General features: G+C 58.9%; 22 protein-coding genes. 18 read left to right on the plus strand and 4 right to left on the minus strand.

Annotation, left to right across the window (positions count from 1 at the left end; genetic code table 11):
* Nucleotides 1–39: 39 nt before the first annotated feature.
* Together CAF92_RS12945 and CAF92_RS12950 are read left to right on the plus strand one after the other, a co-directional pair.
* Nucleotides 40–1,332 carry a sigma-54-dependent Fis family transcriptional regulator gene (locus CAF92_RS12945; RefSeq protein ID WP_085601062.1) on the plus strand — a complete coding sequence of 431 codons (1,293 nt, stop codon included), beginning with the start codon at nt 40–42 and terminating at the stop codon, nt 1,330–1,332.
* A gap of 241 nt (nt 1,333–1,573) precedes the next feature.
* Nucleotides 1,574–1,981, plus strand: a complete 408-nt coding sequence (locus tag CAF92_RS12950; RefSeq protein ID WP_085601063.1) for an RcnB family protein — start codon at nt 1,574–1,576, stop codon at nt 1,979–1,981.
* Between the two features lie 63 nt (nt 1,982–2,044).
* Here the strand turns inward: CAF92_RS12950 and gyrB are convergent, their stop codons facing one another.
* From gyrB to dnaA, 4 genes are read right to left on the minus strand one after another with little or no spacing between them, the layout of a single operon-like run.
* Nucleotides 2,045–4,465, minus strand: coding sequence for a DNA topoisomerase (ATP-hydrolyzing) subunit B (gene gyrB, locus CAF92_RS12955; RefSeq protein ID WP_046615322.1), 2,421 nt, complete (start codon nt 4,463–4,465; stop codon nt 2,045–2,047).
* A gap of 4 nt (nt 4,466–4,469) precedes the next feature.
* A complete protein-coding gene (gene recF / locus CAF92_RS12960; RefSeq protein WP_046615323.1) occupies nt 4,470–5,573 on the minus strand; it encodes a DNA replication/repair protein RecF in 1,104 nt (367 codons plus the stop codon).
* Between the two features lie 15 nt (nt 5,574–5,588).
* On the minus strand, nt 5,589–6,692 hold the full coding sequence (gene dnaN / locus CAF92_RS12965) for a DNA polymerase III subunit beta (RefSeq protein ID WP_003260019.1): 1,104 nt from the start codon (nt 6,690–6,692) through the stop codon (nt 5,589–5,591).
* Between the two features lie 40 nt (nt 6,693–6,732).
* Nucleotides 6,733–8,259 carry a chromosomal replication initiator protein DnaA gene (gene dnaA / locus CAF92_RS12970; RefSeq protein WP_046615324.1) on the minus strand — a complete coding sequence of 509 codons (1,527 nt, stop codon included), beginning with the start codon at nt 8,257–8,259 and terminating at the stop codon, nt 6,733–6,735.
* 595 nt (nt 8,260–8,854) lie between these two features.
* On the opposite strand from dnaA, the gene rpmH reads away from it, so the two are divergent.
* From rpmH to atpG, 16 genes are all read left to right on the plus strand, one after another.
* Nucleotides 8,855–8,989, plus strand: coding sequence for a 50S ribosomal protein L34 (rpmH, locus tag CAF92_RS12975; protein WP_003253163.1), 135 nt, complete (start codon nt 8,855–8,857; stop codon nt 8,987–8,989).
* A 13-nt stretch (nt 8,990–9,002) separates the two neighbouring features.
* Nucleotides 9,003–9,407: a ribonuclease P protein component gene (rnpA, locus tag CAF92_RS12980; RefSeq protein ID WP_085601064.1), complete on the plus strand. Its 405-nt coding sequence runs from the start codon at nt 9,003–9,005 to the stop codon at nt 9,405–9,407.
* Nucleotides 9,400–9,645 carry a membrane protein insertion efficiency factor YidD gene (gene yidD, locus CAF92_RS12985; protein ID WP_015268406.1) on the plus strand — a complete coding sequence of 82 codons (246 nt, stop codon included), beginning with the start codon at nt 9,400–9,402 and terminating at the stop codon, nt 9,643–9,645. Before rnpA ends, yidD begins: the two co-directional genes overlap by 8 nt.
* Nucleotides 9,646–9,647: 2 nt before the next feature.
* Nucleotides 9,648–11,330, plus strand: coding sequence for a membrane protein insertase YidC (gene yidC / locus CAF92_RS12990; protein WP_085601065.1), 1,683 nt, complete (start codon nt 9,648–9,650; stop codon nt 11,328–11,330).
* A gap of 88 nt (nt 11,331–11,418) precedes the next feature.
* Entirely contained in the window at nt 11,419–12,789 is a 1,371-nt protein-coding gene (gene mnmE, locus CAF92_RS12995; RefSeq protein WP_085601066.1) for a tRNA uridine-5-carboxymethylaminomethyl(34) synthesis GTPase MnmE, read from the plus strand.
* Between the two features lie 569 nt (nt 12,790–13,358).
* Nucleotides 13,359–15,251: a tRNA uridine-5-carboxymethylaminomethyl(34) synthesis enzyme MnmG gene (gene mnmG / locus CAF92_RS13000; protein ID WP_046615329.1), complete on the plus strand. Its 1,893-nt coding sequence runs from the start codon at nt 13,359–13,361 to the stop codon at nt 15,249–15,251.
* Nucleotides 15,248–15,898 carry a 16S rRNA (guanine(527)-N(7))-methyltransferase RsmG gene (gene rsmG, locus CAF92_RS13005; RefSeq protein ID WP_046615330.1) on the plus strand — a complete coding sequence of 217 codons (651 nt, stop codon included), beginning with the start codon at nt 15,248–15,250 and terminating at the stop codon, nt 15,896–15,898. Before mnmG ends, rsmG begins: the two co-directional genes overlap by 4 nt.
* 18 nt (nt 15,899–15,916) lie before the next feature.
* Nucleotides 15,917–16,708 carry a ParA family protein gene (locus CAF92_RS13010; protein WP_012274913.1) on the plus strand — a complete coding sequence of 264 codons (792 nt, stop codon included), beginning with the start codon at nt 15,917–15,919 and terminating at the stop codon, nt 16,706–16,708.
* A gap of 9 nt (nt 16,709–16,717) precedes the next feature.
* Nucleotides 16,718–17,590 carry a ParB/RepB/Spo0J family partition protein gene (locus CAF92_RS13015; protein ID WP_085601067.1) on the plus strand — a complete coding sequence of 291 codons (873 nt, stop codon included), beginning with the start codon at nt 16,718–16,720 and terminating at the stop codon, nt 17,588–17,590.
* Between the two features lie 149 nt (nt 17,591–17,739).
* Entirely contained in the window at nt 17,740–18,147 is a 408-nt protein-coding gene (locus tag CAF92_RS13020; protein WP_008092225.1) for a F0F1 ATP synthase subunit I, read from the plus strand.
* A 16-nt stretch (nt 18,148–18,163) separates the two neighbouring features.
* Nucleotides 18,164–19,033, plus strand: a complete 870-nt coding sequence (gene atpB, locus CAF92_RS13025) for a F0F1 ATP synthase subunit A (RefSeq protein ID WP_023383137.1) — start codon at nt 18,164–18,166, stop codon at nt 19,031–19,033.
* A 144-nt stretch (nt 19,034–19,177) separates the two neighbouring features.
* Nucleotides 19,178–19,435: a F0F1 ATP synthase subunit C gene (gene atpE, locus CAF92_RS13030; protein WP_003097235.1), complete on the plus strand. Its 258-nt coding sequence runs from the start codon at nt 19,178–19,180 to the stop codon at nt 19,433–19,435.
* 57 nt (nt 19,436–19,492) lie between these two features.
* Complete coding sequence (locus tag CAF92_RS13035) at nt 19,493–19,963, plus strand: F0F1 ATP synthase subunit B (RefSeq protein WP_023383136.1); 471 nt, start codon at nt 19,493–19,495, stop codon at nt 19,961–19,963.
* A 12-nt stretch (nt 19,964–19,975) separates the two neighbouring features.
* Nucleotides 19,976–20,512: a F0F1 ATP synthase subunit delta gene (locus CAF92_RS13040; protein WP_043214190.1), complete on the plus strand. Its 537-nt coding sequence runs from the start codon at nt 19,976–19,978 to the stop codon at nt 20,510–20,512.
* A gap of 21 nt (nt 20,513–20,533) precedes the next feature.
* Nucleotides 20,534–22,078, plus strand: a complete 1,545-nt coding sequence (atpA, locus tag CAF92_RS13045; protein ID WP_046615332.1) for a F0F1 ATP synthase subunit alpha — start codon at nt 20,534–20,536, stop codon at nt 22,076–22,078.
* A 48-nt stretch (nt 22,079–22,126) separates the two neighbouring features.
* Nucleotides 22,127–22,987, plus strand: coding sequence for a F0F1 ATP synthase subunit gamma (gene atpG, locus CAF92_RS13050; protein ID WP_023383133.1), 861 nt, complete (start codon nt 22,127–22,129; stop codon nt 22,985–22,987).
* Nucleotides 22,988–23,010 lie beyond the last annotated feature (23 nt).

A 23,010-nucleotide genomic window follows, 5' to 3' on the forward strand; every position in this document is an offset into this window, starting at 1 on the left:
TCCTTGTTACCCTGCGCCGGTCATCCAATCGGTGCCGTCATGCCTGAAGCCCATCCCCTCATCCTAGCTTTGGTTTCCTATCTTGAGCACGATGCCCTGCCAACCATCGTGCTGGATACCGACTACAACATCCTGGCGGCCAACGCTGCCTATCGCCGCCAGTTTGGTCGCCATGAGCAAGCGCCGCTCGGTGAGAAATGCCACAAGGTCTCGCACCACTACGCCGTGCCTTGCGACCAGGCCGGCGAGCATTGCCCGATGCGCAAAGCGTGGCAAAGCAAGGTTCCGGAGCGGGTGTTGCACATTCATCACACGCCACGCGGCCCCGAGCATGTGGATGTCGAGCTGCGGCCGATCCTGGATGAACAGGACAGGGTGGTGGCCTTTGTCGAGCGCCTGACCAGCATTACCCTCGCGTCGGCGCAGCCTCAGGAACAGGGGCTGGTCGGCCGGGCGCCAGCGTTCAAGGCGGCCCTGGCCAGCCTGCAACGTGCGGCACCGGCGCAGATCCCGGTTTTGCTACAGGGTGAGTCAGGTACTGGCAAGGAACTGTTCGCCCGTGCGCTGCACATGGGAAGCCCCAGGGCTAACGGCCCGTTGGTGGTGGTCGACTGTACCGGCCTGACCGAGTCGCTGTTCGAGAGCGAGTTGTTCGGCTACGAGAAGGGTGCGTTCACTGGCGCCAACCAGCGCAAGATCGGCCTGGCTGAAGCGGCGCATGGCGGCACCCTGTTCCTCGATGAAATTGGGGAGGTACCGCTGGCGATGCAGGTGAAGCTGCTGCGCCTGATCGAGTCCGGCAGCTTCCGCCCGGTGGGTAGCCTGCGCACGGTGCATTCGGATTTTCGCCTGGTGTCGGCAACCCATAAACCCCTCAGGCAAATGGTCGCGGACGGTACCTTCCGCGAAGACCTGTACTACCGCATCAGCGGCTTCCCGATCCGTCTGCCGGCATTGCGCGAGCGGGTAGAAGACCTTCCCTTGCTCGCCCAGAGCCTGCTGCAGCGCATGGCAGGCAAGCCGACACCCAGGCTGAGCGACGATGCCTTGCAGCAGCTTGGGTTGCATCCATTCCCGGGCAACATTCGCGAACTGCGCAACATTCTGGAAAGGGCGCGCTTGTTTGCCGATGACGGGCTGATCCGGCCCGAGCATTTGCCGGAGGATATTGGACCAGCGGGGGCGATCAAGACTGGTGGCCGGCGCAATCACCTGGGTGAGCTGGCGCAGGCACTGGAACAGTTCAAGGGCTCGCGCAGTGAACTGGCCCGTCACCTTGGCCTGAGCGAGCGAACCCTATATCGCCGGTTGAAGGAGCTTGGCCTGAATTGAGGCGTTCGGTTAACGCGGTCTAGAAGGGCCCGCGTATACCCGACGGCAACACACATCCTGTGGGAGCGGGTTCACCCGCGAACACCGGCAAAGCCGGTGCCATCCACCGCGCCTCCTCAGACCTTTACCGGACCTTTACCTCTGTCCTGACATTAAGCGGGAATGATTGTGGTCTGATTAGTTAACCGAACCTGGCAGCCCGTCAGCTCTCGCCAGGCATCAACATCCAGAGGACCGCAAAATGAAGAAAACCCTGACCGTGATCTGCGCCGCGCTCATGCTCAGCGCCCCTTTGGCCAGTTTCGCGCAGCCAGGCCCACCTGACCGGCATGATGGCGGTCCATCGCACCAGGGCAACCCACCGCATGGGCAGCCGCAGCACCAAGGCCGCCATGACAATGACCACGGTCCCGCCTACCGCGACCCGAACTTCCGCCCACAACCGGACATGCCTGTTCCGCATCAACAGTGGCATCGCGGTCATGTGGTTGACCCGCATTACCGTGGCGACCGTTACTGGGTGACCGACTGGAAAGCACGCCACCTGTATGCACCACCCCGTGATCACCGCTGGTTGTATGTGAACGGAGACTATGTGCTGGTTGCTATTGCCAGTGGTGTGATCGTCAACGTCATCAGCGGTTACTGATTTTCTACAGGCACTAAAAAGCCCGCTTTCGCGGGCTTTTTAGTGCCTGTAGATCTAGGCGAATCAGAAGTCCAGGTTCGATACCGACAGCGCGTTGCTTTCGATGAAGTCACGACGCGGCTCGACCGCATCACCCATCAGGGTGTTGAAGATCTGGTCGGCAGCGATCGCATCCTCGATAGTGACCTTGAGCATACGGCGGACGGTCGGGTCCATGGTGGTTTCCCACAGCTGGTCCGGGTTCATCTCACCCAACCCTTTGTATCGCTGGATGGTGTGCCGCTTGGTGGTCTCGTTCATCAGCCAATCCAGGCCTTCCTTGAACTCGACGATTGCCTTGCGTCGCTCACCGCGCTGTACGTAAGCACCTTCGCCCAACAAGCTGGACAGCTTGGCACCAATGTTGACTACGGTACGGTAGTCATTGCTGCCGAAGAAGTCCCGGTTGAAGGTGACGTAGCTGGCCAGGCCATGGGAAGTGATCTCCACTTCTGGCAACCATACGTTGCGTTCTTTGTCTTCGCGCAGGCTGGCTTTATAAACCAGGCCGGACTTCTGGCTGTTGTTCAGACGTTCCTGGAACTGGGCCAGCCAGGCTTGCATCACAGCGTGGTCACCCAGCTGTTCCAGGCTCACCTCCGGCAGGTAGATGAAATGCTCGGTCAGCTCTTCTGGATACAAGCGCGACAGACGCTTGAGGGTCTTCATGACACTACGGAATTCATTCACCAATGCTTCCAGCTGCACGCCGGAAACCGCTGGTGCCGACTCGTCCAGGTGCAGGCTGGCATCTTCCAGGGCCGACTGGGTCATGTACTCTTCCATGGCCTCGTCGTCCTTGATGTACTGCTCCTGCTTGCCTTTCTTCACCTTGTACAGCGGTGGCTGGGCAATGTAGATGTAGCCGCGCTCGACCAGCTCCGGCAGCTGCCGGAAGAAGAAGGTCAGCAGCAGGGTACGGATGTGCGAACCGTCAACGTCAGCATCGGTCATGATGATGATGTTGTGATAACGCAGCTTGTCGATGTTGTACTCTTCACGGCCGATACCGCAGCCCAGTGCAGTGATCAGCGTGCCCACTTCCTGGGAAGAGATCATCTTGTCGAAGCGCGCTTTCTCGACGTTGAGGATTTTACCCTTCAACGGCAGGATTGCCTGGGTACGACGGTTGCGGCCTTGCTTCGCCGAGCCACCCGCGGAGTCGCCCTCCACCAGGTACAGTTCGGAAAGGGCAGGGTCCTTTTCCTGGCAGTCGGCCAGTTTTCCTGGCAGGCCGGCAATATCCAGCGCGCCTTTACGGCGAGTCATTTCACGAGCTTTACGTGCCGCTTCACGGGCTCGGGCAGCGTCGATCATCTTGCCAACGACGGCCTTGGCCTCGTTCGGGTTCTCCAGCAGGAAGTCGGCGAAGTACTTGTTCATCTCCTGCTCCACGGCGGTTTTCACCTCCGAGGAGACCAGCTTGTCCTTGGTCTGCGAGCTGAACTTAGGGTCCGGTACTTTCACCGAGATAATCGCGGTCAGGCCTTCGCGGGCGTCGTCGCCAGTGGTCGCCACTTTGTTCTTCTTGGCCAGGCCTTCCTGTTCGATGTAGCTGTTCAGGCTACGGGTCAACGAGGAACGGAAGCCCACCAAGTGAGTACCGCCATCACGCTGCGGAATGTTGTTGGTGAAACACAACAGGTTTTCGTTGAAGCTGTCGTTCCACTGCAGGGCGACTTCAACACCCACGCCATCGTCACGCTGGACGTTGAAGTGGAATACCTGGGAGTTGACCGGGGTCTTGTTGGTGTTCAGGTATTCGACGAACGCGCGCAGGCCGCCTTCGTACTTGAAGAACTCTTCCTTACCACTACGTTCATCCTTCAGCAGAATGCCAACGCCGGAGTTGAGGAACGACAGCTCTCGGATACGCTTGGCCAGGATGTCCCAGCTGAAGTGAATGTTCTTGAAGGTTTCAGCCGAAGGCTTGAAGTGGATGTGGGTACCGGTGGTTTCGCTGTCACCGACAACCGCCATCGGCGCCTGTGGAACACCGTGAACGTAGGTCTGTTCCCAGATTTTGCCGCTACGGCGAACGGTCAGTACCAGTTTTTCTGACAGGGCGTTTACAACAGAGACACCTACGCCGTGCAGCCCGCCGGATACCTTGTAGGAGTTGTCGTCGAACTTACCGCCAGCGTGCAGCACAGTCATGATGACCTCTGCTGCGGAAACGCCTTCTTCTTTATGCACGTCGACCGGAATGCCGCGACCGTTGTCGCGCACACTGATGGACTCGTCCGGGTGGATGATGACGGTGATGTCATCGCAGTGACCGGCGAGGGCTTCGTCGATCGAGTTGTCGACCACCTCGAAGACCATGTGGTGCAGGCCGCTACCATCATCGGTGTCGCCAATGTACATGCCGGGGCGCTTGCGCACGGCATCCAAACCTTTCAGCACTTTGATGCTGGAGGAGTCGTACGTTTGATTTTCGCTCATGCATTCACTCCCGATGGTCGTGGGTCTGGGTGATACGGCCTTGTTCCACGTGGAACAAAGCAACTGGCGTTTCCGTCTGCCAGCCTTCCCTCAGTAATTCGTGATCTACACAGGTGATGAACACCTGGCAGCGTAATTCTTCAAGCAAGCGACACAGCGCGCGGCGATGCTGGTCGTCCAGTTCGGACGGCAAGTCATCCACGAGATAAATACAGTGACCGCGGCGAGCCTGACTAACGAGATGGCCTTGGGCAATGCGCAATGCGCACACCACCAGCTTTTGCTGACCACGCGACAGGATGTCGGCTGCGTTGTTGGCAGCCAGACGAAGACGCAGATCAGCACGCTGCGGACCGGCCTGGGTGTGGCCCATCTGCTGATCGCGAAGGAGAGAGGAACCAAGTACTTCTTGCAGTTCCCGGTCCTTGTCCCAGCCTCGGTAGTAGCTAAGGGTCAACCCGTCCAGCTCGACCAGTTCGCTCAGGGTTCGCTCGAAGACGGGCTTCAAGGCCTTGATGTAGTTGCGACGGTATTCATCTATTTCCGCACTGGCCAGGCACAATTCCCGGTCCCAGGCGGCTTGCGAAGCTGGGTCAAGTGTACCATGCCGCAACCATGAGTTCCGCTGCCGCAGTGCCTTCTGTAGCCGTTGCCAGGCTGGCAGAAAACGAGGTTCCACGTGGAACACTCCCCAATCTAGAAACTGGCGGCGTATTTTCGGAGCGCCTTCCAACAAGCGGAAACTGTCCGGATTGATGAGCTGAAGCGGTAGCAACTCAGCCAGTTGCGCCGCACTCCGCGCATTCTGCCCATCGATGCGAATAGTGAATTCTCCCTGCCGCTCCCGGGAAACCCCCAGGTTACTGCTGCCACCCTCGGCCAATTGCACTTCACCGAACACGGTACAGGCCGGTTGTTCATACTGGATAACCGGGTTCAGGCGGGTGCTGCGGAACGAGCGCGCCAGCCCGAGCAGGTGCACGGCCTCAAGCACGCTGGTTTTGCCGCTGCCGTTGGCGCCGTAAAGGATGTTGATGCGGGGGGACGGTGAGAGTGTCACCGGGTGCAAATTGCGCACCGCGGTGACCATGATACGTCGAAGAGACATTTCGCCTGCTACGGGTTACAGACGCATCGGCATGACAACGTAGGAAGAATCGTCATTGCCAGCTTCCTGCAGCAGGGCACTGCTGTTGGAGTCGGACAGGATCAGACGAACTTGCTCGGTAGTCATTACGCCCAGGACGTCCAGCAGGTAGCTGACGTTGAAGCCGATTTCCAGTGAGCTACCTTCGTAGTCCACGCTGATTTCTTCTTCAGCTTCTTCCTGCTCAGGGTTGTTGGCCTGGATCTTCAGTTGGCCAGCGGCCAGTTGCAGGCGGATACCGCGGTACTTTTCGTTGGAAAGAATCGCAGTACGGCTAAAAGCTTCACGCAACGCCTGACGGTCGCCGACCACCAGCTTGTCACCGCCCTTGGGCAGTACGCGCTCGTAGTCCGGGAACTTACCGTCGACCAGCTTGGAAGTGAAGGTGAATTCACCGGTGGTGGCGCGAATGTGGTGCTGGCCCAGAACGATGCTGACCATGCCTTCCGGGTCGGTCAGCAGGCGTGCCAGTTCAAGGATACCTTTGCGTGGCACGATGACCTGGTGGCGATCATCCTGCTCGATCGGTGCGCTCATGGAGCACAGCGCCAGACGGTGACCGTCAGTGGACACAGCTCGCAGGGTGTTGCGGGAAACCTCCAGCAGCATGCCGTTGAGGTAGTAGCGCACATCCTGCTGGGCCATGGCGAAACTGGTCCGCTCGATCAGGCGGCGCAGCTTGCTTTGCTCCAGGTTACAGGTCAGCGAGCCCGGGCCTTCTTCCACTGTCGGGAAGTCATTGGCTGGCAGGGTCGACAGGGTAAAACGGCTGCGGCCGGCCTTGACCAACAGTTTCTGCTCGTCGACCTTGATATCGATCAGGGCGTCGTTCGGCAGGCTTTTGCAAATGTCCATCAGCTTGCGTGCCGGAACAGTGATTTCGCCAGGCTCGGCCGGCTCTTCCAGTTGCACGCGGCCTACCAGTTCGACTTCCAGGTCGGTACCAGTCAACGACAGTTGCTGGCCTTGCACGACCAGCAATACGTTGGACAGGACCGGCAAGGTCTGGCGGCGCTCGACGACACCGGCGACCAGTTGCAGGGGTTTCAACAGGGCTTCGCGTTGAATGGTGAAATGCATGGTCTAGTCCCTTGCCTTCAATTAGCTGCGCAGACGGCCATCAGGTCGTCAGCGTCCGCAGCAGGTTCTTGTAGTCCTCGCGGATGTCCGCGTCGGATTCCTTCAGTTCGTTGATCTTGCGGCAGGCGTGTAGCACGGTCGTATGGTCCCGACCACCGAACATGTCGCCGATTTCCGGCAGACTGTGGTTGGTCAGTTCCTTGGACAGGGCCATGGCCACCTGTCGTGGACGCGCCACGGAACGCGAACGACGCTTGGACAACAGATCGGAGATCTTGATCTTGTAGTACTCGGCGACGGTACGCTGAATGTTATCCACACTAACCAGCTTGTCCTGCAGCGCCAGCAGATCCTTGAGCGACTCACGAATCAGTTCGATAGTGATGTCGCGGCCCATGAAGTGCGAGTGAGCGATCACCCGCTTCAATGCACCTTCCAGTTCACGGACGTTGGAGCGGATACGCTGGGCAATGAAGAAGGCCGCGTCATGCGGTAGTTCGACCTTGGCTTGGTCGGCCTTCTTCATGAGGATAGCCACGCGGGTTTCCAGTTCTGGCGGCTCGACGGCCACCGTCAGACCCCAACCAAAGCGCGACTTCAAGCGCTCTTCCAGGCCTTCGATTTCCTTTGGGTAGCGATCAGAGGTAAGGATCACCTGCTGGCCACCCTCGAGCAGGGCGTTGAAGGTGTGGAAAAACTCTTCCTGCGAGCGCTCTTTACGGGCAAAGAACTGGATGTCGTCGATCAGCAGCGCATCCACCGAGCGGTAGAAACGCTTGAATTCGTTGATGGCATTGAGTTGCAGCGCCTTGACCATGTCCGCGACGAAGCGCTCCGAATGCAGGTACACGACCTTGGCATTCGGGTTCTTCTTCAGCAGGTGGTTACCCACAGCATGCATGAGGTGGGTTTTACCCAGGCCCACACCACCATAAAGGAAGAGCGGGTTATAGCCATGCTTGGGGTTGTCTGCCACCTGCCAGGCAGCCGCGCGCGCCAGCTGGTTCGACTTACCTTCGACGAAGGTATCGAACGTGAAGGTGCGGTTCAGGTAACTGGTGTGCTTGAGCGCACCTTCAACCTGCACGGTGCGCTGTTCGGTCCGTGCACTACCAGCCGACGCAGAAGCCGGTTCGGCCATGGCATCGAAGCTATCACGCGAGGATGGCTCGGCCAGTTCATCGACAAGCACAGGCTCGGCCGCCGCGACGGCGACGGGTTCGACCGCTGCCGGCACTGCCTTCGGTGTCTGGCTCTGGGCCAGCGAGGCGGCCACCGCAGCACTTACTGGCGCGTTGGGTGCGGCACGTGGCGCAGAGCTGCGACGGCTGCCGATCAACAAGGAAAGGGCAGGCGCAATGCCGCTGCCGTTTTCGCCCAACAGCTCGAGCAAACGACCAAGGTACTTTTCATTGACCCAATCGAGAACGAAACGGTTAGGCGCATAGACGCGCAACTCGTCGCCTTCGGCTTCGACCTGTAGCGGACGGATCCAGGTGTTGAATTGCTGGGCAGGCAGTTCATCGCGCAGAAGCTCCACGCACTGCTGCCAAAGTTCCACTGACACGGATATCCCCTGAGTTTGAAAGCCGGATGAGGCAAAAACAAACCGCCATTGTACCGGTCGAGCGTTCAGTTATCCACATGTGGACACGTTAGGAACCATGACAAAACAGCCATTTATCGACCAAAACAGCTTCATCGCACTGTGAATAAGCTCTGTGGATAAGTAGTCATGAGCGCTATGCACAACCCTGAGGTCAGGCCTGTTGATAACTCACCTGTGGGTAAGTAGCCTTTTAATCCACAGCTTCTGCCCACGAAGAAAACAAGCGCAGCACCGGTTGAGAACACAGTTGTAAAACTCTGTACAGCCCGTATTTTCTGGCCTAAATCAGGTTATCCACAGAAGGTTATCCACTTAAGATTTATAGATTCTTCAGAAAAGCTTTTTATATGTCTCTTCTTTTTTTTCATGTTGTCCCCAATTCGTGTGTCCGATCAAGCACCCCCTGGGGGAGGGCAGGCACGCACCGTCCATCACGTGCTCTATATGGAAAGTCTGGTTGGAAATTGACCTACGGGCTTGCTTTCTCTAGAATCGCCGGTCTCTTAAAAAGGGGGCCATCCCGGCCCGTCGTCGACAAACCAGGTAACACGCCATGAAACGTACTTTCCAACCAAGCACCATCAAGCGCGCGCGCACCCACGGCTTCCGTGCCCGTATGGCTACCAAGAACGGCCGCGCTGTTCTGTCGCGTCGTCGTGCCAAAGGCCGTAAGCGTCTGGCCATTTGATTTTTCGGCACAGGTGGTGAGTCAGGACTTCAGTCGGGAAAAGCGACTGCTTACACCCCGACATTTCAAAGCGGTCTTCGACTCCCCAACCGGCAAGGTTCCAGGGAAAAACCTGCTGATCCTTGCTCGCGAGAACGGCCTCGATCACCCACGCCTCGGCCTGGTGATCGGCAAGAAGAGCGTCAAGCTCGCCGTTCAACGCAACCGCCTCAAGCGCTTGATGCGCGATTCCTTTCGCCTGAACCAGCATTTGCTTGCCGGTTTGGACATTGTGATCGTCGCGCGCAAGGGATTGGGTGAGATAGAAAACCCGGAATTGCACCAACACTTTGGCAAACTCTGGAAACGCCTGGCGCGCAGCCGGCCCACTCCAGCAGTGACCGCCAATTCCGCAGGGGTAGACAGCCAAGATGCGTAAACTGGCGCTCGTTCCGATCCAGTTTTACCGTTACGCCATTAGTCCTCTGATGGCCAACCACTGTCGTTTCTTCCCCAGTTGCTCCTGTTATGCCTATGAAGCCATCGAAAACCACGGCCTCTGGCGTGGTGGGTGGCTAGCCGTTCGTCGCCTGGGGCGTTGTCATCCGTGGAACGACGGCGGTTTCGATCCCGTTCCTCCCGCTCCTTCCTCCCGAACTTCTTCGATAGCCGAGTAATCATGGATATTAAACGCACGATCCTGATCGTCGCCCTGGCAATCGTGTCCTACGTCATGGTCCTCAAGTGGAACCAGGACTACGGCCAGGCTGCCCTGCCGACTCAGAATACTGCTGCCAGCACCGTTGCCCCGGGTTTGCCGGATGGCGTACCGGCCGGTAATGCCGGCGCCAGCGCCGATGTGCCAAGCGCCAACGCCGAAACCAGCGCAGCCGAACTGGCACCGGTTGCGGTCAGCAAGGACCTGATCCGGGTCAAGACCGATGTCCTGGAGCTGGCTATCGATCCGGTTGGCGGTGACATCATCCAGCTGAACCTGCCACAATACCCACGTCGCCAGGATCACCCGGACATTCCGTTCCAGCTGTTCGACAACGGTGGCGAGCGTGTCTACCTGGCACAAAGCGGCCTGACCGGCGTAAACGGTCCGGATGCCCGTCCTGCCGGTCGCCCTCTATACGCTACCGACAAGAAGGGTTACCAGCTGGCCGATGGCCAGGAACAACTGGTGGTCGACCTGAAGTTCAGCGACAACGGCGTCAACTACATCAAGCGCTTCACCTTTAAGCGCGGCGAATATGACCTGACCGTCAGCTACCTGATCGACAACCAGAGCGGCCAGGCTTGGAGCGGCAACATGTTTGCCCAGCTCAAGCGTGACGCCAGCTCCGATCCGTCTTCGAGCACCGCCACCGGTACCGCCACCTACCTGGGCGCTGCCCTGTGGACTGCTTCCGAGCCTTACAAAAAGGTCTCGATGAAGGACATCGACAAAGGTAGTTTGAAAGAAAATGTGTCCGGCGGCTGGGTTGCCTGGCTGCAGCACTACTTCGTGACCGCCTGGATTCCGGCCAAGTCGGACAACAACGTTGTCCAGACCCGCAAGGACAGCCAGGGCAACTACATCATCGGCTACACCGGCCCGGCCATCAGCGTGCCTGCTGGCGGCAAGGTCGAAACCAGCGCCATGCTGTACGCCGGCCCGAAAATCCAGTCCAAGCTGAAAGAGTTGTCCCCAGGCCTGGAACTGACCGTCGACTATGGCTTCCTGTGGTTCATCGCCCAGCCGATCTTCTGGCTGCTGCAACATATCCACAGCCTGCTGGGTAACTGGGGCTGGTCGATCATCGTGCTGACCATGCTGATCAAAGGCCTGTTCTTCCCGCTGTCGGCTGCCAGCTACCGTTCGATGGCGCGCATGCGTGCCGTTGCGCCGAAGCTCGCTGCACTGAAGGAACGCTTCGGTGACGATCGCCAGAAGATGTCCCAGGCGATGATGGAGCTGTACAAGAAGGAGAAGATCAACCCGCTGGGCGGCTGCCTGCCGATCCTGGTGCAGATGCCAGTGTTCCTGGCCCTGTACTGGGTACTGCTGGAAAGCGTGGAAATGCGCCAGGCTCCATGGATGCTGTGGATTACCGACCTGTCGATCAAGGATCCGTTCTTCATCCTGCCGATCATCATGGGCGCCACCATGTTCATCCAGCAGCGCCTGAACCCGACGCCGCCGGATCCAATGCAGGCCAAGGTGATGAAAATGATGCCGATCATCTTCACCTTCTTCTTCCTGTGGTTCCCGGCTGGTCTGGTGCTGTACTGGGTTGTGAACAACTGCCTGTCGATCGCACAGCAGTGGTACATCACCCGCAGCATCGAAGCAGCCAGCAAAAAAGCTGCTGCTTGACAGGCTACTGCGCTAGCCTGTGAATAAAAAACGCCCCCTAGTGGGGCGTTTTTGCTATCTGTCGTTTTTGTCGTAGAGGCTTTCGAGCATGAACACTGTGCGTGAAACCATCGCCGCCATCGCCACCGCCCAAGGCCGCGGCGGTGTGGGTATTGTCAGGTTGTCCGGCCCTCTGGCTGCCAAGGCCGGCCAGTTGATCACCGGCCGTACGCTTACCCCGCGCCACGCCCATTACGGCCCGTTCCGCGACGAGGAAGGCCTGGTGCTGGACGAAGGGATCGCGCTGTTCTTCCCCGGGCCGAATTCGTTCACCGGCGAGGACGTGCTGGAACTGCAGGGCCACGGTGGCCCGGTGGTGCTGGATATGCTTCTGCAGCGCTGTGTACAGGTTGGTTGCCGGCTGGCTCGCCCGGGTGAGTTCAGCGAACGTGCATTCCTCAATGACAAGCTCGACCTGGCCCAGGCCGAAGCCATTGCCGACCTGATCGAAGCCAGTTCCAGCCAGGCTGCGCGCAACGCACTGCGTTCGCTGCAGGGCGAGTTCTCCAAGCGTGTGCACAGCCTGACCGAAGCACTGATAGCCCTGCGCATCTACGTCGAGGCGGCGATCGACTTCCCCGAGGAAGAAATCGACTTCCTCGCTGATGGCCATGTACTTTCGATGCTCGATAACGTTCGCGGCGAGTTGTCCACAGTGCAGCGGGAAGCCGGGCAGGGCGCTTTGCTGCGTGACGGCATGACCGTGGTCATCGCCGGTCGGCCGAATGCTGGCAAGTCGAGCCTGCTGAACCAGCTGGCTGGGCGGGAAGCGGCCATCGTAACCGATATTGCCGGCACCACGCGGGACATCCTGCGCGAACATATCCACATCGACGGCATGCCGCTGCACGTGGTCGATACTGCCGGTTTGCGCGACACCGATGACCATGTGGAAAAGATTGGCGTGGAACGTGCGCTGAAGGCCATTGGCGAGGCAGACCGGGTGTTGTTGGTGGTGGATTCCACCGCGCCCGAGGCCAGCGACCCGTTCGCCCTGTGGCCAGAATTTCTCGACCAGCGGCCAGACCCGGCCAAGGTGACGCTGATTCGGAACAAGGCCGATCTTAGTGGTGAGCAGGTAGCGCTGGAACAGTGCGATGACGGCCATGTAACGATCACCCTCAGTGCCAAAGGGGACGATGCAGGGCTGCAGTTGTTGCGTGACCACCTGAAAGCCTGCATGGGTTATGAACAGACGGCCGAGAGTGGTTTCAGCGCTCGCCGGCGCCATCTGGATGCCCTGCGCCAGGCCAGTGAGCACCTGGAACATGGCCGTGCACAACTGACCTTGGCTGGCGCGGGTGAGCTGTTGGCGGAAGACCTGCGCCAGGCGCAGCAGGCCCTGGGGGAGATTACCGGGGCATTCAGCTCTGACGACCTGCTGGGGCGGATTTTCTCCAGCTTCTGCATTGGTAAGTAATTCACAGCCAGGCAAAACCAAGAGCCGCTCCTTCGTGAGCGGCTTTTTTTTACCTCAAATTTCGCAGCTTCTACGGAAATCGCGCCGCACCTGAAGGCTGTGCAGAACCCTGTGGGAGCGGGTTCACCCGCGAAGAGGCCGGTGCAGGTTCACATTTTTTCATTCACCTACCCCAATCTTCTCTCAGGAGCCCTGTGGAAAACTCGCCTTCAGCTCCGTTGATAAGCAGGCTTTTTTTCTGAGGACAAACCCGCCTGTGGGTAACAAGCCATTTAATCCACAGGCTAAATCGTCTTATCCAGAGCCCTCATGGTACTCCAGCCACAGGGTTTAATTTTGCTCTACACAGCATGGGTAAAGGCCTGCACGAGCTTATCCACAGAAAAGCTTGTGCATAAGAATAAACATAAAAACAAAGCTTTTTTAAATTTCTCCTTTTTGATTTCTGTTGGCTGCCACTCATCCACAGACTGGTCAAAATTTGCTCAGACGGTTTCTTTAAAGGGTGTGAAGTCCCTATACTTGTCCGCTTACCTTCTCTATTCGCAAAAACAGGCACGAGGTGCGTGGTGGATTTCCCTTCCCGTTTTGAAGTGATCGTCATCGGCGGCGGCCATGCCGGTACCGAGGCTGCGCTTGCGTCTGCACGCATGGGTGTGAAAACCCTGCTGCTGACCCATAACGTGGAAACCCTCGGTCACATGAGCTGCAACCCCGCCATTGGCGGTATTGGCAAAAGCCATCTGGTCAAAGAGATCGATGCCCTCGGCGGCGCCATGGCGCTGGCCACCGACAAGAGCGGCATCCAGTTCCGCGTTTTGAACAACCGCAAGGGCCCGGCCGTACGCGCCACCCGTGCACAGGCCGACCGCGCTATCTACAAGGCAGTGGTGCGTGAAATCCTGGAAAACCAGCCGAACCTGTGGATATTCCAGCAGTCCTGCGACGACCTGATCGTCGAGCAGGACCAGGTCAAAGGCGTGGTGACCCAGATGGGCCTGCGTTTCTTCGCCGAATCGGTGGTACTGACCACCGGTACCTTCCTCGGCGGCCTTATCCACATTGGTCTGCAAAACCATTCCGGCGGTCGCGCCGGCGATCCACCTTCGATCGCCCTGGCCCACCGCATGCGTGAATTGCCGTTGCGCGTCGGCCGCCTGAAAACCGGTACTCCGCCGCGTATCGACGGCCGTTCGGTGGACTTCTCGGTGATGACCGAGCAGCCAGGCGATACGCCGATTCCTGTGATGTCCTTCATGGGCAATGCCCAGATGCACCCGCGCCAGGTGAGCTGCTGGATTACCCACACAAATGCGCGCACCCACGAGATCATCGCCTCGAACCTCGACCGTTCGCCGATGTACTCGGGTGTGATCGAAGGTGTCGGCCCGCGCTACTGCCCGTCGATCGAGGACAAGATCCACCGCTTCGCCGACAAGGAAAGCCACCAGGTGTTCATCGAGCCGGAAGGCCTGACCACCCATGAGCTGTACCCCAACGGTATTTCCACTTCGCTACCGTTCGACGTGCAGCTGGAGTTGGTACGGTCGATCCGCGGCATGGAGAACGCCCACATCGTTCGCCCGGGCTATGCCATCGAATACGACTACTTCGACCCGCGTGACCTCAAGTACAGCCTCGAGACCAAAGTCATCGGCGGCCTGTTCTTCGCCGGCCAGATCAACGGCACCACCGGTTACGAAGAAGCCGGCGCTCAGGGTTTGCTGGCCGGGACCAACGCAGCCCTGCGGGCGCTGGGCCGAGACAGCTGGTGCCCGCGCCGCGACGAGGCGTACATCGGCGTACTGGTCGACGACCTGATTACCCTGGGTACCCAGGAGCCGTACCGCATGTTCACTTCGCGTGCCGAGTACCGCCTGATCCTGCGCGAAGACAACGCCGATCTGCGCCTGACCGAAAAGGGCCGCGAGCTCGGCCTGATCGACGACCAGCGTTGGTCTGCCTATTGCGCCAAGCGCGACGGCATCGAACGCGAGGAGCAGCGCCTGAAGTCGACCTGGGTACGCCCGAACACCGAGCAAGGTCAGGCCATTGTGGATAAGTTCGGTACCCCGCTCAGCCACGAGTACAGCCTGCTGAACCTGCTTGCCCGCCCGGAAATCGACTACGCCGGGCTGATCGAGGCAACCGGTGGCGAAGCGATCGATCCACAGGTCGCCGAGCAGGTCGAGATCCGCACCAAGTACGCCGGTTACATCGACCGCCAGCAGGATGAAATCGCACGTCTGCGCGCCAGTGAAGACACTCGCCTGCCTGTGGATATCGATTACTCGACGATTTCCGGCCTGTCCAAGGAAATCCAGGGCAAGCTGGGCCAGACCCGTCCGGAAACTCTGGGCCAGGCTTCGCGCATCCCGGGCGTGACCCCGGCAGCGATTTCCTTGTTGCTGATTCACTTGAAAAAACGCGGCGCTGGCCGCGAATTGGAGCAAAGCGCTTGAGTTCCCTGGTCACCCCGCAACACGCTGAAGAGTTGTCCACAGGTGCGCGCCAGCTCGGTGTCGAGCTGAACGCCGAGCATCATGAAAAGCTGCTCGGCTACCTGGCCCTGTTGATCAAATGGAACAAAGCCTACAACCTCACTGCCGTGCGCGACCCCGACGAGATGGTGTCGCGTCACCTGCTCGACAGCCTCAGTGTCATGCCGTTTATCCACAGCGAGCGTGACAACTGGCTGGATGTCGGAAGTGGCGGTGGCATGCCCGGTATCCCGTTGGCTATCCTGCATCCTCACAAGCGCGTGACGGTGCTGGACGCCAATGGCAAGAAGACCCGTTTCCTGACCCAGGTGAAAATGGAACTCAAGCTGGACAACCTCACGGTTATCCACAGCCGGGTCGAAGCCTTCCAGCCTACACAACCGTTCAGCGGAATCATCTCCCGCGCCTTCAGCAGCATGGAGAACTTCACCAACTGGACCCGCCACCTTGGCGACACCGGGACGCAATGGCTTGCAATGAAGGGGCTGCATCCTGCCGATGAACTGGTAGCATTGCCCGCAGACTTCACAGTGGAAAGCGAGCAGGCCCTGACCGTTCCAGGTTGCCAGGGCCAGCGTCATCTGCTGATACTGCGCCGCAAGGCATGACTGGGAACACACGCAACAATGGCTAAGGTATTCGCAATCGCGAACCAGAAAGGTGGTGTGGGCAAGACAACCACCTGTATCAATCTCGCTGCTTCGCTGGCCGCGACCAAGCGTCGTGTGCTGCTGATCGACCTCGATCCGCAGGGCAACGCCACCATGGGCAGCGGTGTGGACAAGCACGAGCTCGAGCACTCGGTCTACGACCTGTTGATCGGGGAATGCGACCTGGCTCAGGCCATGCATTACTCCGAGCACGGGGGTTTCCAGTTGCTGCCAGCCAACCGTGACCTGACCGCCGCCGAAGTGGTGCTGCTGGAAATGCAGGTCAAGGAGAGCCGCCTGCGCAACGCCCTGGCGCCGATCCGCGAGAACTACGACTACATCCTCATCGACTGCCCTCCGTCTTTGTCGATGCTCACGCTCAATGCCCTGGTCGCCTCCGATGGGGTGATCATCCCGATGCAGTGTGAGTACTACGCACTGGAAGGTCTCAGCGACCTTGTGGATAACATCAAACGCATCGCCGCCCGGCTTAACCCGGAGCTGAAGATCGAGGGCCTGCTGCGGACCATGTACGATCCGCGCCTGAGCCTGAACAACGACGTATCGGCGCAGTTGAAGGAGCACTTTGGTCCGCAGCTGTACGACACGGTCATTCCGCGCAACATTCGCCTGGCCGAGGCCCCGAGCTTCGGCATGCCGGCCCTGGCCTACGACAAGCAATCGCGAGGCGCGCTGGCTTATCTGGCCCTGGCCGGGGAACTGGTACGCCGTCAACGCCGTCAATCCCGCACTGCACAAACAACTTAAGGAATCCGTATGGCCGTCAAGAAACGGGGTCTCGGACGTGGGTTGGATGCACTGCTCAGTGGTCCTTCCGTCAGCGCGCTCGAAGAGCAGGCTGTGAAGATCGACCAGAAAGAACTGCAACACCTGCCGGTCGATGTGATCCAGCGTGGCAAGTACCAGCCGCGCCGGGACATGGACCCGGAGGCGCTGGAAGAGCTCGCGCACTCGATTCGCAACCATGGCGTGATGCAACCGATCGTGGTGCGCCCGATCGACGGCAACCGCTACGAGATCATCGCCGGTGAGCGCCGCTGGCGCGCCACCCAGCAGGCTGGCCTGGACAAGATCCCGGCGATGGTCCGCGAAGTGCCCGACGAAGCCGCCATAGCCATGGCGCTGATCGAGAACATCCAGCGCGAAGACCTCAACCCGCTGGAAGAGGCGCTGGCCTTGCAGCGCCTGCAGCAAGAGTTCGAGCTCACCCAGCAACAGGTGGCCGATGCCGTCGGCAAGTCGCGGGTGACCGTGGCGAACCTGCTGCGCCTGATCACCCTGCCCGATGCGATCAAGACCATGCTCGCCCATGGTGACCTGGAGATGGGCCATGCCCGTGCACTGCTCGGGCTGGAAGAACACCGTCAGGAAGAGGGGGCGCGTCATGTTGTCGCACGTGGCCTCACCGTGCGCCAAACCGAGGCACTGGTTCGTCAATGGCTCAGCGACAAACCTGATCCGGTCGAACCGAGCAAACCTGATCCGGATATCGCACGCCTTGAACAGCGGCTCGCAGAGCGCCTGGGCTCGGCCGTGCAGATCCGCCATGGCAACAAGGGCAAAGGCCAATTGGTTATTCGCTACAACTCGCTTGACGAGTTGCAAGGCGTGCTTGCTCACATCCGCTGAAACAATTCCCGTTGTAGCGCGCAGTCGGAAATCACTACCGAATAGTTGAATAGGGGTTAATCCACCCCTATACTCTGCGCGCATTTTGTCGGCACAAATTATGCCAAGTCATAACTGACTTGCTGGTCGACTTCCGAGGAGCAGTTGTGATGGAAATCCGCACGCCAAACCGCCTGCCTTTCCATCGCTGGGCGGTTTTCCCGGTACTGCTGGCTCAATTCGTCGTACTGCTGCTGGCAACGTTGGTGTTGTGGCAGTGGAAAGGGGCGGTCAGTGGATATTCAGGCCTTTGCGGAGGTTTGATTGCCTGGCTACCCAATGTGTATTTCGCCTGGAAGGCTTTTCGCTTCAGCGGGGCCCGGGCGGCACAAGCCATCGTCAAGTCGTTCTACGCTGGCGAGGCAGGCAAGATGATTTTGACGGCAGTGCTTTTTGCACTGACCTTCGCAGGAGTGAAGCCACTGGCGCCGTTAGCAGTATTCGGCGTCTTCGTGTTGACCCTTTTGGTCAGCTGGTTCGCGCCCCTGCTGATGAATAAAAGACTTTCGAGACCTTAGGGCGTTTGAGGCAACCATGGCAGCAGAAACCGCTTCGGGCTATATCCAGCACCACTTGCAGAACCTGACCTACGGTCAACTACCAGACGGCAGCTGGGGCTTCGCCCATTCGGCTGCAGAAGCCAAGGCAATGGGCTTCTGGGCGTTCCACCTGGACACCCTGGGTTGGTCCGTCGCGCTGGGTCTGATCTTCCTGTTCATCTTCCGCATGGCGGCCAAGAAGGCGACTTCGGGCCAACCTGGCGGCCTGCAGAACTTCGTTGAAGTGCTGGTAGACTTCGTCAACGGCAGCGTGAAGGACTCCTTCCACGGCCGTAGCCCGGTAATCGCTCCGCTGGCGCTGACCATTTTCGTCTGGGTGTTCCTGATGAACGCCATCGACCTGGTACCGGTCGACTGGATTCCTCAGCTGGCCATCCTGATCTCCGGTGATCCGCACATTCCGTTCCGCGCCGTGTCTACCACCGACCCGAACGCGACCCTGGCCATGGCCTTCTGTGTGTTCGCCCTGATCATCTTCTACAGCATCAAGGTCAAGGGCCTGGGCGGCTTCATCGGCGAGCTGACCCTGCACCCGTTCGGCAGCAAGAACATCTTCGTTCAGATCCTGCTGATCCCGGTCAACTTCCTGCTGGAATTCGTCACCCTGATCGCCAAGCCGATCTCGCTGGCACTGCGTCTGTTCGGCAACATGTACGCCGGCGAGCTGGTGTTCATCCTGATCGCCGTGATGTTCGGCGCCGGTATCCTCTGGCTCAGCGGCCTGGGTGTGGTGCTGCAGTGGGCGTGGGCTGTGTTCCACATCCTGATCATCACCCTGCAAGCCTTCATCTTCATGATGCTTACCATCGTCTACCTGTCGATGGCTCACGAAGATAACCATTAAGACCGCCTGGCGTGTCTGATAGCCTTCCCCGCTCGTTTGGGGGGAGGGCTTAAAAAGTCCGCAAGGGCATGCTGTACCAAACGATTTGTTTTACCGCTTCAAACTAAAAACCTAACCAATACGACGTAAAAGTCGGGAGGAAAGATGGAAACTGTAGTTGGTCTGACCGCTATCGCTGTTGCTCTGCTGATCGGCCTGGGTGCTCTGGGTACCGCCATTGGCTTCGGCCTGCTGGGCGGCAAGTTCCTGGAAGGCGCTGCTCGTCAGCCTGAGATGGTTCCGATGCTGCAGGTCAAAATGTTCATCGTTGCCGGTCTGCTCGACGCCGTAACCATGATCGGTGTTGGTATCGCTCTGTTCTTCACCTTCGCGAACCCCTTCGTTGGTCAGATCGCCGGCTAATCACTCGTTTCTACGAGTTGATTGGTGTGATGGACAAAGACCGAGCGAGGTGTTGGCGTGAACATTAATGCAACCCTGATTGGCCAATCCGTTGCTTTTCTGATTTTTGTACTCTTCTGCATGAAGTATGTATGGCCTCCGGTCATCACTGCCCTGCAAGAGCGCCAAAAGAAGATTGCCGACGGCTTGGACGCTGCCAACCGCGCAGCTCGCGACCTGGAGCTGGCCCAAGAGAAAGCGGGTCAGCAACTGCGTGAAGCGAAGGCACAGGCAGCCGAAATCATTGAGCAAAGCAAGAAACGCGCTGCTCAGCTTGTCGAGGAAGCCCGTGAACAGGCTCGCGTCGAAGCTGACCGTGTGAAGGCTCAGGCTCAAGCCGAGATCGAACAGGAACTGAACAGCGTCAAAGACGCCCTGCGTGCCCAAGTGGGTGCCCTGGCTGTTGGCGGTGCTGAAAAGATCCTTGGCGCCACAATCGATCAAAACGCGCATGCGGAGCTGGTTAACAAACTGGCCGCTGAAATTTAAGCGAGGGCGATCATGGCAGAACTGACCACGTTGGCCCGACCTTACGCTAAGGCTGCCTTTGAGCATGCCCAGGCCCATCAGCAACTGGCCAATTGGTCAGCCATGCTCGGCCTGGCTGCTGCGGTGTCGGAAGACGACACCATGCAGCGCCTGCTCAAGGCCCCGCGACTGACAAGCGCAGAAAAGGCCGCCGCATTCATTGAAGTGTGCGGTGACAAGTTCGATGCACAGGCACAGAATTTCATTCATGTTGCCGCGGAAAACGACCGTCTCCTGCTTCTGCCGGAGATTGCCGCCCTGTTCGACCTGTACAAGGCCGAGCAAGAGAAATCCGTGGACGTGGAAGTCACCAGTGCTTTTGCGTTGAACCAAGAACAGCAAGACAAACTCGCCAAGGTTCTCAGTGCACGGCTCAGCCGGGAAGTGCGCCTGCACGCGTCGGAGGATGCCAGCCTGATCGGCGGCGTCGTCATCCGCGCCGGCGACCTGGTAATCGATGGCTCGGTTCGCGGCAAGATCGCGAAACTGGCCGAAGCATTGAAATCTTGAGTTTGAAGGGGCAGCAGAGCAATGCAGCAACTCAATCCTTCCGAAATTAGTGAAATCATCAAGGGTCGCATCGAGAAGCTCGATGTCGGCTCCCAAGCCCGTAACGAAGGTACCGTCGTAAGCGTTTCCGACGGTATCGTACGGATCCACGGTCTGGCCGACGCTATGTACGGCGAAATGATCGAGTTCCCGGGCGGCGTATACGGTATGGCACTGAACCTGGAGCAAGACTCCGTAGGTGCGGTGGTACTGGGTGCGTACACCTCCCTCGCCGAGGGCATGAGCGCCAAGTGCACCGGTCGCATCCTGGAAGTTCCGGTCGGCAAAGGCCTGCTGGGCCGCGTCGTCGACGCTCTGGGTAACCCGATCGATGGCAAAGGTCCTCTGGCCACCACCGAAACCGACGCGGTCGAAAAGGTCGCTCCGGGTGTTATCTGGCGTAAATCGGTAGACCAGCCTGTACAGACTGGCTACAAGTCGGTTGACGCCATGATCCCGGTTGGCCGTGGCCAGCGCGAGCTGATCATCGGTGACCGTCAGATCGGTAAGACCGCCATGGCGGTCGACGCGATCATCAACCAGAAAAACAGCGGTATCTTCTGCGTATACGTGGCCGTAGGCCAGAAGCAGTCGACCATCGCCAACGTTGTGCGCAAGCTGGAAGAAGCCGGCGCCCTGGCCAACACCATCGTTGTTGCTGCCAGCGCCTCGGAATCGGCCGCGCTGCAGTTCCTGGCTCCTTATGCCGGCTGCACCATGGGCGAGTACTTCCGTGACCGCGGCGAAGACGCCCTGATCGTTTACGATGACCTGTCCAAGCAGGCCGTTGCCTACCGTCAGATCTCCCTGCTGCTGCGTCGTCCACCAGGACGCGAAGCGTACCCAGGTGACGTGTTCTATCTCCACTCCCGTCTGCTGGAGCGTGCATCGCGCGTTTCGGAAGAGTACGTCGAGAAGTTCACCAACGGCGCAGTCACTGGCAAGACCGGTTCCCTGACCGCCCTGCCGATCATCGAAACCCAGGCTGGCGACGTTTCCGCGTTCGTTCCGACCAACGTGATTTCCATCACCGACGGTCAGATCTTCCTGGAATCGGCCATGTTCAACTCGGGCATCCGCCCTGCAGTGAACGCCGGTGTTTCGGTATCCCGCGTAGGTGGTGCCGCTCAGACCAAGATCATCAAGAAGCTGTCCGGTGGTATCCGTACCGCTCTGGCTCAGTACCGTGAACTGGCTGCATTCGCCCAGTTCGCTTCCGATCTGGACGAAGCGACCCGCAAGCAGTTGGAGCATGGTCAGCGCGTTACCGAGCTGATGAAGCAGAAGCAGTACGCGCCAATGTCCATCGCGGACATGGCTCTGTCGCTGTACGCCGCTGAGCGTGGTTTCCTGACCGACGTAGAAGTCAACAAGGTCGGTAGCTTCGAGCAAGCTCTGATCGCCTACTTCAACCGTGATCACGCCGAACTGATGGCGAAGATCAACGTGAAGGGTGACTTCAACGACGAAATCGACGCTGGCATGAAAGCCGGTATCGAGAAGTTCAAGGCCACCCAGACCTGGTAAGCCGCAGCGGGGGCTGCGGCCCCCGCTTGCTAACCTGATAGGTGATACATGGCAGGCGCAAAAGAGATTCGCAGTAAGATTGCGAGCATCAAAAGCACGCAAAAAATTACCAGCGCCATGGAGAAAGTGGCGGTCAGCAAGATGCGCAAGGCACAACTGCGCATGGCTGCTAGCCGTCCTTACGCGGAGCGTATCCGCCAGGTGATCGGTCATCTGGCCAACGCCAACCCGGAATACCGCCACCCGTTCATGATCGAGCGCCCTGTAAAGCGCGCCGGTTATATCGTGGTGAGCAGTGACCGTGGTCTGTGCGGTGGCTTGAACACCAACCTGTTCAAGGCCCTGGTCAAGGACATGAACGAAAACCGCGAACAGGGCGTGGAAATCGACCTGTGCGTGATCGGCAGCAAGGGTGCGACTTTCTTCCGCATCTTTGGCGGCAACGTCGTAGCCGCGATCAGCCACCTGGGCGAAGAGCCATCGATCAACGATCTGATCGGCTCCGTCAAAGTGATGCTGGACGCCTACCTGGATGGCCGCATCGATCGCCTCTCGGTGGTTTCGAACAAGTTCATCAACACCATGACCCAAAAACCGACGGTCGAGCAATTGGTACCGTTGGTGGCAACCCCGGATCAGGATCTCAAGCATCACTGGGACTACCTGTACGAACCCGACGCAAAAGAGCTGCTGGACGGCTTGATGGTGCGTTACGTGGAGTCGCAGGTGTACCAGGCGGTGGTCGAGAACAACGCTGCTGAACAAGCGGCCCGGATGATCGCCATGAAGAACGCCACAGACAACGCCGGTGATTTGATCAGCGAACTCCAGCTGATCTACAACAAGGCGCGTCAGGCTGCGATCACCCAGGAGATCTCGGAAATCGTCGGCGGCGCTGCCGCGGTTTAACGGTTCAAAAATTCAGAGGATCC

Source organism: Pseudomonas sp. B10(2017) (assembly GCF_002113295.1).
GTDB lineage: Bacteria > Pseudomonadota > Gammaproteobacteria > Pseudomonadales > Pseudomonadaceae > Aquipseudomonas > Aquipseudomonas pudica.

What these genes read in the sequence shown, in the direction of transcription:
- CAF92_RS13010 (WP_012274913.1), top strand. Translation starts at nt 15,917, where the DNA reads ATGGCTAAGGTATTCGCAATCGCGAACCAGAAAGGTGGTGTGGGCAAG.
- atpB (WP_023383137.1), top strand. Translation starts at nt 18,164, where the DNA reads ATGGCAGCAGAAACCGCTTCGGGCTATATCCAGCACCACTTGCAGAAC.
- CAF92_RS13040 (WP_043214190.1), top strand. Translation starts at nt 19,976, where the DNA reads ATGGCAGAACTGACCACGTTGGCCCGACCTTACGCTAAGGCTGCCTTT.
- rpmH (WP_003253163.1), top strand. Translation starts at nt 8,855, where the DNA reads ATGAAACGTACTTTCCAACCAAGCACCATCAAGCGCGCGCGCACCCAC.
- recF (WP_046615323.1), bottom strand. Translation starts at nt 5,573, where the DNA reads ATGTCTCTTCGACGTATCATGGTCACCGCGGTGCGCAATTTGCACCCG.
- yidC (WP_085601065.1), top strand. Translation starts at nt 9,648, where the DNA reads ATGGATATTAAACGCACGATCCTGATCGTCGCCCTGGCAATCGTGTCC.
- atpA (WP_046615332.1), top strand. Translation starts at nt 20,534, where the DNA reads ATGCAGCAACTCAATCCTTCCGAAATTAGTGAAATCATCAAGGGTCGC.
- CAF92_RS13015 (WP_085601067.1), top strand. Translation starts at nt 16,718, where the DNA reads ATGGCCGTCAAGAAACGGGGTCTCGGACGTGGGTTGGATGCACTGCTC.
- yidD (WP_015268406.1), top strand. Translation starts at nt 9,400, where the DNA reads ATGCGTAAACTGGCGCTCGTTCCGATCCAGTTTTACCGTTACGCCATT.
- CAF92_RS12945 (WP_085601062.1), top strand. Translation starts at nt 40, where the DNA reads ATGCCTGAAGCCCATCCCCTCATCCTAGCTTTGGTTTCCTATCTTGAG.
- mnmE (WP_085601066.1), top strand. Translation starts at nt 11,419, where the DNA reads ATGAACACTGTGCGTGAAACCATCGCCGCCATCGCCACCGCCCAAGGC.
- CAF92_RS13020 (WP_008092225.1), top strand. Translation starts at nt 17,740, where the DNA reads ATGGAAATCCGCACGCCAAACCGCCTGCCTTTCCATCGCTGGGCGGTT.
- dnaN (WP_003260019.1), bottom strand. Translation starts at nt 6,692, where the DNA reads ATGCATTTCACCATTCAACGCGAAGCCCTGTTGAAACCCCTGCAACTG.
- atpE (WP_003097235.1), top strand. Translation starts at nt 19,178, where the DNA reads ATGGAAACTGTAGTTGGTCTGACCGCTATCGCTGTTGCTCTGCTGATC.
- CAF92_RS12950 (WP_085601063.1), top strand. Translation starts at nt 1,574, where the DNA reads ATGAAGAAAACCCTGACCGTGATCTGCGCCGCGCTCATGCTCAGCGCC.
- atpG (WP_023383133.1), top strand. Translation starts at nt 22,127, where the DNA reads ATGGCAGGCGCAAAAGAGATTCGCAGTAAGATTGCGAGCATCAAAAGC.
- gyrB (WP_046615322.1), bottom strand. Translation starts at nt 4,465, where the DNA reads ATGAGCGAAAATCAAACGTACGACTCCTCCAGCATCAAAGTGCTGAAA.